The 12,070-nt window shown below is 58.4% G+C and carries 14 protein-coding genes and 1 pseudogene; 1 reads left to right on the top strand and 14 read right to left on the bottom strand.

What is annotated here, in order from left to right:
- Positions 1 to 30: 30 nt before the first annotated feature.
- From CSAL_RS14130 to CSAL_RS14110, 6 genes and pseudogenes are all read right to left on the bottom strand, one after another.
- A complete protein-coding gene (locus CSAL_RS14130; RefSeq protein WP_011508084.1) occupies positions 31 to 549 on the bottom strand; it encodes a GNAT family N-acetyltransferase in 519 nt (172 codons plus the stop codon).
- A 56-nt stretch (positions 550 to 605) separates the two neighbouring features.
- On the bottom strand, positions 606 to 1,190 hold the full coding sequence (locus CSAL_RS14125; RefSeq protein ID WP_011508083.1) for a DJ-1/PfpI family protein: 585 nt from the start codon (positions 1,188 to 1,190) through the stop codon (positions 606 to 608).
- A gap of 140 nt (positions 1,191 to 1,330) precedes the next feature.
- On the bottom strand, positions 1,331 to 1,684 hold the full coding sequence (locus CSAL_RS17305; protein WP_011508082.1) for a hypothetical protein: 354 nt from the start codon (positions 1,682 to 1,684) through the stop codon (positions 1,331 to 1,333).
- Between the two features lie 126 nt (positions 1,685 to 1,810).
- Positions 1,811 to 2,223 (bottom strand): annotated as a pseudogene (locus CSAL_RS14120) (ester cyclase).
- 129 nt (positions 2,224 to 2,352) lie between these two features.
- Positions 2,353 to 3,087: a hypothetical protein gene (locus tag CSAL_RS17030; protein ID WP_011508081.1), complete on the bottom strand. Its 735-nt coding sequence runs from the start codon at positions 3,085 to 3,087 to the stop codon at positions 2,353 to 2,355.
- 535 nt (positions 3,088 to 3,622) lie between these two features.
- Positions 3,623 to 4,198, bottom strand: coding sequence for a bactofilin family protein (locus tag CSAL_RS14110; protein ID WP_011508080.1), 576 nt, complete (start codon positions 4,196 to 4,198; stop codon positions 3,623 to 3,625).
- Between the two features lie 169 nt (positions 4,199 to 4,367).
- Here CSAL_RS14110 and CSAL_RS14105 point away from each other — a divergent pair, with 169 nt between their 5' ends.
- On the top strand, positions 4,368 to 4,913 hold the full coding sequence (locus tag CSAL_RS14105) for a bactofilin family protein (RefSeq protein ID WP_043558600.1): 546 nt from the start codon (positions 4,368 to 4,370) through the stop codon (positions 4,911 to 4,913).
- Positions 4,914 to 4,991: 78 nt separating this feature from the next.
- On the opposite strand, the gene CSAL_RS14100 is transcribed toward CSAL_RS14105, so the two are convergent.
- The 8 genes from CSAL_RS14100 to CSAL_RS14070 form a co-directional block, all read right to left on the bottom strand.
- Complete coding sequence (locus tag CSAL_RS14100) at positions 4,992 to 6,110, bottom strand: succinylglutamate desuccinylase/aspartoacylase family protein (RefSeq protein ID WP_011508078.1); 1,119 nt, start codon at positions 6,108 to 6,110, stop codon at positions 4,992 to 4,994.
- Positions 6,111 to 6,158: 48 nt separating this feature from the next.
- Positions 6,159 to 6,950 (bottom strand): transporter substrate-binding domain-containing protein, encoded by a 792-nt coding sequence (locus tag CSAL_RS14095; RefSeq protein ID WP_043558598.1) that lies wholly within the window; start codon positions 6,948 to 6,950, stop codon positions 6,159 to 6,161.
- A gap of 44 nt (positions 6,951 to 6,994) precedes the next feature.
- Positions 6,995 to 7,726 carry an ABC transporter permease gene (locus tag CSAL_RS14090; protein ID WP_011508076.1) on the bottom strand — a complete coding sequence of 244 codons (732 nt, stop codon included), beginning with the start codon at positions 7,724 to 7,726 and terminating at the stop codon, positions 6,995 to 6,997.
- Entirely contained in the window at positions 7,714 to 8,430 is a 717-nt protein-coding gene (locus CSAL_RS14085) for an ABC transporter permease (RefSeq protein WP_011508075.1), read from the bottom strand. The genes CSAL_RS14090 and CSAL_RS14085 overlap by 13 nt, the downstream gene beginning before the upstream one ends.
- Before the next feature lie 22 nt (positions 8,431 to 8,452).
- The gene (locus tag CSAL_RS14080) at positions 8,453 to 9,223 is read right to left on the bottom strand and encodes an ABC transporter ATP-binding protein (protein ID WP_011508074.1); all 771 of its coding nucleotides are present in this window, start codon (positions 9,221 to 9,223) and stop codon (positions 8,453 to 8,455) included.
- 284 nt (positions 9,224 to 9,507) lie between these two features.
- Positions 9,508 to 10,488 (bottom strand): succinylglutamate desuccinylase, encoded by a 981-nt coding sequence (locus CSAL_RS14075; protein ID WP_011508073.1) that lies wholly within the window; start codon positions 10,486 to 10,488, stop codon positions 9,508 to 9,510.
- 2 nt (positions 10,489 to 10,490) lie between these two features.
- Positions 10,491 to 10,622 carry a hypothetical protein gene (locus CSAL_RS17790; protein ID WP_279586011.1) on the bottom strand — a complete coding sequence of 44 codons (132 nt, stop codon included), beginning with the start codon at positions 10,620 to 10,622 and terminating at the stop codon, positions 10,491 to 10,493.
- A 217-nt stretch (positions 10,623 to 10,839) separates the two neighbouring features.
- Entirely contained in the window at positions 10,840 to 11,871 is a 1,032-nt protein-coding gene (locus CSAL_RS14070; protein ID WP_011508072.1) for an SMP-30/gluconolactonase/LRE family protein, read from the bottom strand.
- Positions 11,872 to 12,070 lie beyond the last annotated feature (199 nt).

The following is a 12,070-nucleotide window of genomic DNA, read 5'->3' as shown; positions in this document are numbered from 1 at the left end:
TTCATTAGACGCGTGAAGTATCGATGTAGGCTACATGGTTTCATTCGATGGTGTGGCGTTACCGAGTCGCTTTCCCATGATACATAGACTAAATTCCTTTCCGTCCATTTCTGCCACGTTAGGCAGTCGCCCCCACTCCTGAAAACCGAAGCCACGCAACAACCGTATGCTGGGTTCATTATGGGCGAAGACATAGCCAATCAGCGTCTTTAACTCAAGCTTCGGCGCGAGTTCCAATGCCTCACGGAGCAATGTTTGACCGAGACGTTGGCCTTGATGTTCGGGCGAAATATATATACTGATTTCGGCGGTGTAATGATAGGCGGGACGCCCATAGAAGTCTTCGAAGCTTACCCATGCAGCCACTTCATCATTTATTTCATATACGAGGAGTGGGCGCCTCTCAGGGTTGTGCTTACGAAACCATTCAGACTTGGATGCTATGCTGACGGGCTCAGTGTCAGCAGTGGACCGCTTGGAAGGGACCGCTGCATTGTAGATTTCCACGACTCTCGCTAAATCCTGTTCCTCGGCATTCCGAATCGTCATAATGAAAATCCTCGAATTTGATCAGGGGAGGGCCACCGTCCGCCTAACGCGGTTGGTTATGTGTTTCTTGTCCATGCGAACTCCATCTGATGCGCCGTTTTCGCCGCCAAATCCTCGCTGTGCAAACGACTGACCAAATAGAGACTCATATCTATTCCAGCAGATATGCCGCCCGAACTAACGATGTTGCCCTCATCGACCCACCGGACACTGTCTACCACGGTGAGACGGCTGAACATTTTCCGGAGATCCGGAATGTCCTCCCAGTGGGTGGTGACTTTACAGCTCAACGACTGAACAGCTTGCGCAAGGAAGAAGATGCCAGTGCAAACAGTAGCAATGATTTTTACGGAATGAGATTGCCCCTTGATCCAATCGGTAACCACTTTGTTCTTCATTTCAGAGGCATGCACTCCACCTGAAATGATCAGCACGTCAAGCGGCGGATGTTCTTCAGTAGAGTAATCGGGAAGAACTTTGTAACCGGCTCTAGCCGTCACCACGGTATTGTGTTCAGAAATTAGAAACACCTTGAAGGGGGCGGTTTCGTCACACAAGCGCGAAGGGGTGGAGAACACCTCAAACGGCCCTGAAAAATCGAGCACCTCAGCCTCATTGTAAATAAAGATGCCAATATTCAATCCGTTCTCCTAAAGCATATGACGATATTTTTTTAAACGGCCGCCTTGGAGCGGAATGGAAAGGCTGTCCGACGGAGGCCCGTCAGGGCCGTAGCGAACTTGAGCTACTTTTTATGTGAGGCTGCCATTTCATAGGAAAGCTATACTATCAAAAATCCAACCTCCTTGATTTTATTGTCTATTTCTTTTATATGATACGTCGCCAAATATTCACCAGGAACTTTAGTGCTAGTTTGCTTCCAGTATACCACAGCTACGTCACCTCGACGTAACACCCCAAGTATTTCTCTTTCTGGGGTTAATGAAGTTAATAGATCAGACTCTTTCCATTGCCTTTCGACACTTTTTCTGTTTTCAGGATTCCTGGCTTCTTCGTCGGTTTGATATTTAGAGAATGAGTCCCAATCCTTCTGATTGGATGCATCAACAACTTCGTCGATCATTGGTTCAACGATTTCGATTATTTCTTTATCTGATTTATCCGTGATCGCCATTGTGGATCACCTCCATGTATCAATTAAATGAAATTTAGCGCACAAATTACTTACACATAACGCTCGACATGAGCGGTGGCTGCCGGCGGGCGAAGCCTGCCGGTAAGCGTCCACTCGATGGCGGGGTTAAGCGTGGCTTGGGTCGCCAGGGGGTGGTAGCTGCGCCTCGATAGCCGCTTTGTTGATGACAGACCACACCTGCACGATCTTTTCGTCGCGGAACTCATAGAAGACGTTCTCGACAAAGGACACCCTTCTTCCGTAAATATCCAGGCCAAGAAATCTTCCCTTTGGTGTGCAGTTGAAGCAGAGTCGGCTGGCTATGTAGGGGGATCGGAAACCAGCAATTCAACATTGAAAGATAGATCAGGGATCTCGGCGAAGTCTCTCTCCAGCATGCGCCGGTAGCCTGATACCCCGAGTTGCTCGCCGTTATGCTTAACGTCTTCATGAACGAAGCGCGCCAACGATGGCCAATCCTGCCTGTTCAAGCAGGCGATGTAGTCTCGATAGATGTTCGATAGTTCGGACTTGGTCATCTACGATCTCCTCTGTGCGGCAAGGCTTTTGACCATCGTTTGGAAGGCTGCGTCGAAGCTTAACGCCTGGGCTCAGCGGCCGATTTGGAGGCGCACCGCGCCGGAAAAGCGGTCCGCTGCAGACCCTGGTTAGCTTCGCGACCAACGCCCCCTCCAATCAGGTCTCAACCTGATTCCGTGAGCAACAACAATTCTTTGAAGCTCCTCACCGTCTTCGTATAAATCATGTTCGACTACACTTGACAAAAATTTTCCGAGTGCAGTTTTTCCTATTCCATTTGTATTGACCAGCTCTTCTAGGTTAATGTTGTTAACGTCTTCAGCGTAGACAATATTATTTTCTTGCAACCACTCACGCATCTGCCAAGGCAAATCACTTACATCGATGTATTTAACCAGGGGAACTTGCTTCCTCTTACCGAGGGTGGATCGACTCGATAGCGCTTCCTGTAGGGGGTTGTTAGTTTGGTCGAGTGCTTTTTGAAGCTCCTGAATTGCGGCCGTCAAATCTGATTTGAATTTCTTGCTGCCGGATATACTCTGCTCGTAAATAAGAACTCGATAGTTAGCGATATCAAATGGCACATCGCTAATCGATTGGGCAACCATTATGGTTTTGTTGCCTACTGAATGTGCAATTCCTAGCTCATAGAAAACGTTGGGATTTTTGGTGGTAAGGTCCGCGATTATTACATCAGCGTCTATAATCCCTTCTACGATATCCTTAGTTATGGAGCCAGTTCTGGATATCTCATCCACCCTCCAACACTCCATGCCAAGCCCAGAACAAACAGGTTTATAAATTTCAGAATAAACTTCCTTATATTGCTCCGAAAAGGGCATAAGGACGAAGCATTTTTTCATAGACTAACTCTCATTTCCCTATTCAAAGCTAACAGGTATTAGATAGCGCGCTCGTTTTGCTACTTGAACGAGCGGGCGCGTTCAATAAATCTTATCTTGCCCGTTATTGCCAGTCTAAGCTCTTGATTTTACACGGAGTTAAAAATACTTCGGCAATCTATGCAGCATTCGCGTGCCTGCTGCCTTTGCCGGCTTCTGCTGCTCTGTCAGCACTTCGGTGAGGCACGTACCCGTCAGCAGGCACGCTACCGCCCAGGCCACTGCATATCGTGTTGATGCGGTAGTCCCGTGTGTATCGGTTATTTTTCGAGCCGTCGAAGCGGTCTTGGAGATTCATACTAGGCGGGATGAGGTCTGTCAGCAAAGCGGATAAGGCGCTGCTTATCGATGCAGTTCGTGGCCTGGAGAGAGCGGTGATTATCGGCGGGCGAGGGTGGTAAGTGCTGGCTTACTTGCAACGCAACGGGCAGCTTGAGCTGCCCGTGGTCGGTGGTGATTGCTGCGCGGAGGCCGCGGAGGCCGCGGAGGCAAGGGGTCAAGATTTATCCTCGTGATATATGTCTTCCTCAGAGGTTGGCGTTGTCGCGTCGGCTTCCTCAAAATAATCCATCGTGTCTTCCTGGTCCTGGACGCGATGAGGCGTCGACTTGTCAACCTCGCCTTCAAATGCGGAGAGCAGGACTTCGTTTTCGGCGTCCATATCAATGCTGCCCTGAAAGACAGCTCCGTCTTCCAGCACCAGGCAGGGGGTGATGATGGTGCCAACGATATATGCTGTATGATGGATGGAAATCTTGTGAGAGGTGATCAGTCGGCCTTCGACATGCCCTGCTACGTGTAGCGTCTGGGCATAGATATCCCCTTCCACACGGCCGGTATTGCCGATGCTGACCGTGTTGTGCTTGAACTCTACGGTACCCGCTACTTGGCCATCGATAATCAGTTCTTCCTCGCCGATGACGTTACCTTTAATGCTGGTTTGGGCGCCGATGATAGCGGTTCGCCCGGTCTTGTCTCGTGACCCGTCCGCTTGGGCGGTGCTTTTGGGTGAGGCGGGAGGCGGCACCGTATGGTCGGCAGGAACACTGTCGGGTTTGTGCTTGCTGAACATAGGGGTAGGTCCGAGTCGGGTAAGTAAGAATAACCGTATCAGGAAATATTGCCTTGTCGGCTTGAGATCAAAAGGATGAGTAGCTGACGAAAAGGCCTGTTAGTCGTGTTTTCTCAGTGTGTAGAAACCTGCCTATACTTGTACGTTCTATGCTGACCGAGGGGCCATTATGGGGGGCGCGGATGTATTTTTCGTCTTGAGCTTGATAGCGCTCATCATCATTTTGTTGGACGGCAAGAGGCGTATCAAACATCGTGCCTCCGCAGCCCAGCCGTCTTCCTGTCGTGAGCAGCAGCGTCAATCTCCCTCCCAAGAAGCCTCCAATCTACCGACTCAGCCGCAAAATCCCGCCAAGGATGCTTTACCGACATCCCCACCGACAGAAACCACCCAATGTTTGTCCGCGTCCGGCGGGAGCCTGATTGGTTCGACGCTGCGTATCGACGGTGATGTGAGTGCTCATGAAGCGCTGGTCATCAGTGGCGCCATCGTTGGCCATGTCACGGCCTGGGAGCACTCTGTCATGGTCAACGAAGCGGGCAGCGTATCTCCGCGTATCGAGGCGCGTACGATTTGCGTTGCCGGCAGTGTCACCGGCCAGCTCATGGCCACGGATCAAGCCATCATGCTCTCCAGTGCACGCGTAAGCGGCAGCATTGACGCAACACGCCTGAAATGTGAAAGCGGCGCCTGGCTAAAATCGACGGTTAAATGATGCGCTATCCGTCACCGCCCACTTTTGCCGTCGCTTGCTTTTGCGGTCCTGCTGTTACATTCGAGGGGCAGCCCTGTTTCACGGCGCCAGCAGGTAGCCGCTGCGGTGCGCGTGGTGGCCGGCGACGTCGGCGATGATCATGCCGGCGGTGGCCATGCGGCGCTGGGTACGGGCATAGAACATGCCGTCCTGTTCGGCCCGCACGGCGTGTACGGCGTCGCTGATGGGATCGATGATCTCGGCGATCAGGTCGCCGCTCTTGACTTCCCGCCCGGGCGCCATGTGAAAGACCACCAGGCCGCCTGCCGGCGCGCGCAGGAAGTCCATGGCGGCGAGTTCGGTGGCGGGGTAGGGCAATGCCGGCAGCGGCGGCGCGTCACCGTCGATCAGGGCGTGGTAGCGCATCCAGTCGAGGATCGCTTCGGCATCGCGATCGGCCATGGCTTGCTCCACGTCCTGCTGGCCGCGCAGCTCGAGCGTGATCGACTGGCTGCCATAGGGAATGGGGAAGCGGTCACCGAAGCGCTCGCGCAGCTGCTCCCAGACCAGAGTGAAGCATTCGTCGAACGAGCCGCCGCCGGAGTCGGTGGCGAGCATGCTGGCCTTGGCGCCGAAATAACGTGCCAGGGGCTCGAAGTCGGGCCATGCCGCCGGGGTGGTATAGAGATGTTCGACGGCATGGAAGTCGCAATGCAGGTCGAGGATGAAATCCGCCTCGCAGGCCAGGCGTTGCTGCGTCAGATGCAGGGACTCGTAGGTCGAGGTGGCCTGGGTGGCGTCCAGCGCGGCGATGAAGCGTCGCCGAATCTCGTCCCGATTATGGGCGGGATCCTGAGTCAGGGCGGTTTCCAGTCCCTCGGCGATGGCGTCGGTGAGATCGCGATAGCCACGGTTGAAATTGCTCACGCTCTCGAAGTCATAGCGCCCCAGCGGAATGTCCATCAACTGCTGGTCGAGTCCGATGGGGTTGGCGACGGGGACGACGATGACATGTGCCTTGAGCTGACCGGCCTCTTCCAGCGCTTTCAGGCGTTGCTTGAGCTTCCAGGCGACCAGCATGCCGGGGAGTTCGTCGGCGTGCAGCGAGCCTTGAATGTAGACGCGCCGGGCCGCGTCATCGGGGCCGAAGTGGAAGCTTTCCAGCGCGCGCTGGGTGCCGGGAACGGGGCTCAGCAAGGGATGCGTGTGGTGTCGCATGATCTTTCCTTGAAAGTGCCGGCGGCCGAAGCCGCCGGCCATCGGATATCATTCGCCGACGGGGAGTGACAGGTCGTAGTCGAAGTACTGGTGCATCAGCTCATCGAAGGTGCCATCGGCATAGACGTCGCGCAGCGCCGTATTGAACTTCTCGGCGAGGGCCTCGTCGCGTTTGCGAAAGGCCATCGCCGCGCCCTTGCCGAAAATGGAAACGGGTTTCTTGATGCTGTCACCAATCTGCTTGAACTCGCTGTCCGCTTCATTGAAGTGGAAGGTGTCCACGGCCAGGGGATAGTCCTCGAACGAGAGATCGAGACGCCCGGCGACGAGGTCGTTGGCGACATCCTGCGATGACGAGTAACGGCGAATGTCGAGGGTGTCGCCGTACATCTGCGTGACGTAGCTGTCGCGGATGGTGCCGCGTTGCACGCCGACGGAAAGCCCCTCGAGCGAGGCCTTGTCGCTGATGTCGATGTCGCGGTCACGCCGCGTGATCCAGACACTGGGGGTGTTGTAGTAGGGAATCGAAAACAGCACCTGGTTTTCGCGCTCGGGGGTGATGGCCATCGAAGAGAGAATGGCGTCGTATTTGCGCGAGAGAAGCCCGGGGATGATGCCGTCCCAGGATTGCTCGATCCAGGTGCATTCGAGATCGGCGCGGGCACACAGCTCGTTGCCGAGGTCGATCTCGAAGCCCGCCAGTTCTCCTTCCGGGGTGCGATACACAAAGGGCTCGTAAGGCACGTCGATGGCCAGGCGCACCTCGTCGGTACCCCGTGCCTCGGCGGTGCCGGTCGCCAGGAACATTCCCAGCAGGGTCAGCGTGAGCAGCTTTTTCATGTCAACAATCTCGCGGTCGTCGTGTTGTCGTGAAGCGCAATGCTTCAACCGTTGATCGGCTTGAGGTGCGCCAGGAGTTTCTTTTCCAGGTAGCGGAAGAGATACAGGATGGCGAAGGTCAAGCACAGGTAGATCGCCGCCACGAACAGGAAGGCGTCGAAGGGCGCGTAGAAGCGGGCATAGACGAAGCGGGCGGCCCCCGTGAGGTCCATGATCGTCACCACGCTGGCGATGGCGCTGGCATGGAGCATGAAGATCACCTCGTTGCCGTAGGCGGGCAGGGCGCGACGAAAGGCGCTGGGCAGGATGATGCGGCGCATCATGAGCCCGCGCGACATGCCGTATGCCCTTGCAGCCTCGATCTCGCCGCGCGAGGTGGCCTTGATCGCGCCATGAAAGATCTCGGTGGTATAGGCGGCGGTATTGAGCGTGAAGGCGATCAGTGCGGGGAAGAAGGCATCCTTGAGCACCACCCACAGAATGGTGTCCTGAATACCCTCGATGAACACCACGCCGTAATAGATCATGTATAGCTGAATCAGCAGCGGCGTGCCGCGAAACACGTAGGTGTAGAAGAACACCGGCCATTTGATCCACTTGCGGCGCGAGCCGCGGGCAATGGCGAGCGGCACGGCCAGCAGCAGGCCGATGACGAGGGACAAGAAGACCAGCCGCACGGTATTGCCCAGCCCGTCGAGGTAATACCCCAGGGTGTTGGCCGTGAAGATGGCGTTGTCCGCGAGCAGTTCGGTGAACCAGGCGTTCAGTTGTTCCATTCGTCCGCCTCCCCGAAACCGACGTTATAGCGTTTTTGCAGTCGCGCCACGCCCCACTCCGACACGCTCGCGATCAGCAGATAGATGACGGCGACCGGGATCATGAACAGGAAGGGTTCATGGGTGGCCTTGGTCGCCTCGGCAGCGATGCGCACCATGTCGGAAAGCCCGATGACGGAGACCAGGGCCGTGGTCTTGAGCAGTACCATCCAGTTGTTGCCCAGGCCGGGAAGGGCGTGACGCATCATTTGCGGAAACTGAATGCGCCGAAAGATGAGGCGGCTGGACATGCCGTAGGCGCGTCCGGCCTCGAGCTGGCCGCTGTCGACGGCGAGGAAGGCGCCCCGGAACGTCTCGCCCATGTAGGCGCCGAAGATGAAGCCGATGGTGACGACGCCGGCGACGAATTCGTTGATGTTGATGAAGATATCCACATCGAACTGGTAATACAGCCAGTCGGTGATGGCATTGACGCCCATCTGGCCGCCGAAGAACAGCAGCAGCATCAATACCAGGTCGGGCACCCCGCGGATGAGGGTGGTATAGAGCGTGGCGATCCGGTGCAAGAGTCGGTGGCGAGACAGCTTGGCGCTGGCGGTGAGCAGGCCCAGAACCAGGGCCAGCAACAACGACAGCACGGCGACTTCCACCGTGACCAGGGCACCTTCGAGAAGCCGGGGGCCGTAGCCCTGCAGGTCGATCATGCGATGTTCTCCCGTCGCGGCATCAGTGCTTGGGTGCCAGGAATTGCTGGAGGCGTTCCGACTGGGGATTGCCCAGCACTTCTTCCGGCGGCCCGGCTTCCTCGACCATGCCCTGGTGCAGGTAGATGACCTGCGTGGACACGTCGCGCGCGAAGCTCATCTCGTGGGTGACCACGATCATGGTGCGGCCCTCTTTCGCCAGGTCGCGCATGACCTTGAGCACGTCGCCGACGAGCTCGGGGTCGAGCGCCGAGGTCGGTTCGTCGAACAGCATCACTTCCGGATCCATGGCCAGGGCGCGGGCGATGGCGCCGCGTTGCTGCTGGCCACCCGACATCTGGGCCGGGTAGTAGTCGGCATGGTCGAGCAGGCCCACCCGATCGAGCAGCTCGCGGGCATGCTCGGTGGCCGCCTTGCGGGTCTTGCCCAGCACATGGATCGGCGCCTCGATGACGTTTTCGAGCAGCGTCATGTGGGCCCACAGATTGAAACTCTGGAAGACCATCGAAAGCTTGGCGCGAATGCGTTCGACCTGTTTCCAGTCGGCGGGCTCGCGGCCATGACGCGTGGTCTTGAAGGCGATGTTCTCGCCATGCACGATCAATTCGCCTTCATTGGGCTGTTCGAGAAGGTTCATGCAGCGCAGGAAGGTGCTCTTGCCGGAGCCGGAGGCGCCGATCAGCGTGATCACGTCGCCCTTGTGGGCGGTGAGGGAGAGCCCCTTGAGGACTTCGTTGTCACCGAAGCGCTTGGTGATGTCTCGCACTTCGAGGGGAATGGGCGTATCAGCCATGAAAAGCTCCAAACGTGGCGGTAAGTCACGGTCGGCACACCGGCGGCGATGAAGAAGCCAAGGAGCGCGGTGTGGTGACCTTGGGGCGGCTAGCGCGAAAAGGGAGCGATTCTAGCAGGCCGCGAGCGACCGAGTAGACTCGACTTGGCGGCCGATGATACGACTTTTGTTGTATGAATGCGTCGTTTTGGGCATGGGAGATCGTCCTGTCGTTGTTGTCGTTGTGAGTGTTGTCGTGATGAGCGCCGTGTGCGAAACGCGGCGCGGCGAATGAAATGGCACGTCTACGGCGGCGGGCAGGCACGCACCAGGAGCGCGGCACGTGCACCGACTTCCACCTGCGCATTGGGAAACACCACCGCGACCGGGGCATCCTCGACGCGGATGTCGCCGGCCTCGCCATCGTGCGCCAGTGGCGTGCCCACGGCGAACTCGGTGAAGTTGGGCGTCGTCTCGGCAAAGCGCAACTGGAAGTCGCTCGACTGGCGCATCAGCTCGGTGACGACACCGAAGAAGCGCATGCTGTCGATCTCGCCCTCGGGGGCCGGGCGCCCCTCGAGCAGGGCGTCGAGCAGGCGGCTCATGCCGGTCAGCGCGGCCAGATCGTTCTCGCCGAAGGGGCGTACCTTGCCGAGCTCCAGGGTGAAGGCCTGCGCGCCGTGATAATGCTTCGAATAATGCGAAAAGGTCCAGCTATGGCGGTGTTGATGCAGGATCGCCTGCATGCCGGCGGCGGCCAGCCAGCGCCATTGTTCGTGCGTCGTGCGCGTCTCGGCGTGGGGGTCGACGGCGAAACACGGATAGCGACTCTCGCGAATCGCGGTGTGCATGTCGTAGTGCAGGCGCGGCAAGCGATGGCGGGCAAAGAAGGCGTCCACCGCGCTCATCAACTCGCGGGCGCGGTCGGGCTCGGGGCCCGAGAGGTCAAGGTCACGCCGAAACAGGCGGTTGAGATTCGTGGTGCAGAAGCGCTCCCCGCGGCGAATCGCTTCCAGGTTGCCGAGTATCACCAGCACCGGCGCGCCCAGCGTCGAGCGGCCGGCTTCCAGGCGTGCCAGCCATTCGCCGACGAGCTCGATGGGCGCGGTCTCGTTGCCATGGATGCCCGCCGATATGACGCAGGCGTGGGCATGGGGGGCGGGGGCGTCGGGAGTCAGCTCCAGCAGCCCCGGCGCCAGCAGACGGTAGCGGCCGCCCGGCACCGTGCCCCGATCGACGGCCGGCGGCGTACCGTCGAGGCTGAAGGCGAGCCAGTCGTCGAGCATGCTCAACGCTCCTCGCGGTGCGCACCGCACCCCTTGGTGAAGACATCGGGTGCATGCATGCCGATGGTGGAGGAATCCTGCTCAAGAGCCCCGTCGTGACTCGATGACGGCGTGAGGAACGCTTGGTCGATCATGTCGTGCGCCTGTTGTGTTATGGCGACGTCCGCGTATCGCGATATCCGCGAGCGGGCACGCTGTTGGCTGCAAGCTGCGCTAATGCGGGATTAGCGCGGTCGATATCCCTACATTACGAGCCGGGCGCACGACCACAAGAGGGGAGGTCGGAGTAATGAAAATGCCCGGCTCCACGATGAAAACCGGGCAACGGTCGATAACGGTCAACGCTTGGCGTCAGACACCTCGGGCGCCGGTGTAGAGGGTGTAGATCGACTGGCTGGCCGTCATCAGCAGCCGGTTGCGATCCTCCCCCACGAAGCACACGTTGGCGCACACTTCCGGCAGCAGGATGCGGGCCAGGCGCTCGCCGCCGGGGGTGAAGACGGACACGCCGTCCTTGCCTTCCCCGCCCGAGACGCTGCTCCAGATGTTGCCGTCCTGGTCCAGGGTGATGCCGTCGTAGCCCTCGTCCTGGCTCGAGATCACGATCTCGCGGTCGCCCTGAGCGGTGCCATCCGCCGCCAGACGCCAGCGCGAGATGGTGGCCGGCTGATCGGGATAGTGCGAAGGCGCGGTATCGCTGGCGTAGAGGGTACGCTTGTCGGCGGAGAGCGCGATGCCGTTGGGCTTGTAGAGGGCATCGGAAAACAGTCTCGGCTCGTCGAGGTCGTCATCGATGTAATAGATCGCCGGGTCGAGCTCGAGTTCGCGCTTGTGGCCTTCGTAGTCCACGTGGGCGCCGTAGCCCGGGTCGGTGAACAGGATGCCGCCGTTGTCGAGGGCGACCAGGTCATTGGGGGCGTTGAGGCGCTTGCCCTGATAATGCGTGGCCAGCACCGTCAGACTGCCGTCCCATTCGTAGCGCACCACGCGGGCGGGTGAGTGCTCACATGCCACCAGACGTCCCCAGCGGTCGAAGGTATTGCCGTTGGAATGGCCGACGCCTTCGCGCAGGACGCTGACCGTGCCGCTGGCCTCGTCCCAGCGTATTTGCCGGGCACGGGGAATGTCGCTGAACACGGCGTAGCGGCCCACGGCGTTCCAGGCGGGACCTTCGAGCCACAAGCCGCCGCTCCATTGGCGTTCCAGCGGCGTGTTGAAGACGTAATAAGGCTTGAACCGATCGTCGAGTACCTGCCAGGCATCGTCGGGATAACGCTGCGGCGTGCCGGTGCCGTTGGTCTGCGCCAATAGCGTCGGCGCGAAGGTCGCCGTGGCGGCGAAGGCGGTCGAGGTGGCCAGAAACTGGCGGCGTCCCATGGTCATGGCGTGGGGTCCTTGTCGTTGAAAGTGAGGGTGTGTGACGAGGATGTGTGACGAGGTTCCTGTCTTTTGAATGTAGAACTCTCTGAACCGTATGTTGAACCTATTCGACCAATAGGGGAGAGGCAGCGGTGCTTGCGCTGCGAGCGTGCTGGTCGAAGTGGGCACTCACATTGCGGCAATACCCTAAAGAACAGGCCAC

The sequence above is a fragment of the Chromohalobacter israelensis DSM 3043 genome (assembly GCF_000055785.1).
In the GTDB taxonomy this organism is placed as follows: domain Bacteria; phylum Pseudomonadota; class Gammaproteobacteria; order Pseudomonadales; family Halomonadaceae; genus Chromohalobacter; species Chromohalobacter israelensis.
This window is presented reverse-complemented; position numbering and strand designations above follow the sequence as displayed.

Bases quoted from the DNA above. Each gene is read 5' to 3' on its own strand.
- CSAL_RS14130 (WP_011508084.1), bottom strand. From the start codon at position 549: ATGACGATTCGGAATGCCGAGGAACAGGATTTAGCGAGAGTCGTGGAA.
- CSAL_RS17305 (WP_011508082.1), bottom strand. From the start codon at position 1,684: ATGGCGATCACGGATAAATCAGATAAAGAAATAATCGAAATCGTTGAA.
- CSAL_RS17030 (WP_011508081.1), bottom strand. From the start codon at position 3,087: ATGAAAAAATGCTTCGTCCTTATGCCCTTTTCGGAGCAATATAAGGAA.
- CSAL_RS14110 (WP_011508080.1), bottom strand. From the start codon at position 4,198: ATGTTCAGCAAGCACAAACCCGACAGTGTTCCTGCCGACCATACGGTG.
- CSAL_RS14105 (WP_043558600.1), top strand. From the start codon at position 4,368: ATGGGGGGCGCGGATGTATTTTTCGTCTTGAGCTTGATAGCGCTCATC.
- CSAL_RS14100 (WP_011508078.1), bottom strand. From the start codon at position 6,110: ATGCGACACCACACGCATCCCTTGCTGAGCCCCGTTCCCGGCACCCAG.
- CSAL_RS14095 (WP_043558598.1), bottom strand. From the start codon at position 6,950: ATGAAAAAGCTGCTCACGCTGACCCTGCTGGGAATGTTCCTGGCGACC.
- CSAL_RS14090 (WP_011508076.1), bottom strand. From the start codon at position 7,726: ATGGAACAACTGAACGCCTGGTTCACCGAACTGCTCGCGGACAACGCC.
- CSAL_RS14085 (WP_011508075.1), bottom strand. From the start codon at position 8,430: ATGATCGACCTGCAGGGCTACGGCCCCCGGCTTCTCGAAGGTGCCCTG.
- CSAL_RS14080 (WP_011508074.1), bottom strand. From the start codon at position 9,223: ATGGCTGATACGCCCATTCCCCTCGAAGTGCGAGACATCACCAAGCGC.
- CSAL_RS14075 (WP_011508073.1), bottom strand. From the start codon at position 10,488: ATGCTCGACGACTGGCTCGCCTTCAGCCTCGACGGTACGCCGCCGGCC.
- CSAL_RS17790 (WP_279586011.1), bottom strand. From the start codon at position 10,622: ATGATCGACCAAGCGTTCCTCACGCCGTCATCGAGTCACGACGGGGCT.
- CSAL_RS14070 (WP_011508072.1), bottom strand. From the start codon at position 11,871: ATGACCATGGGACGCCGCCAGTTTCTGGCCACCTCGACCGCCTTCGCC.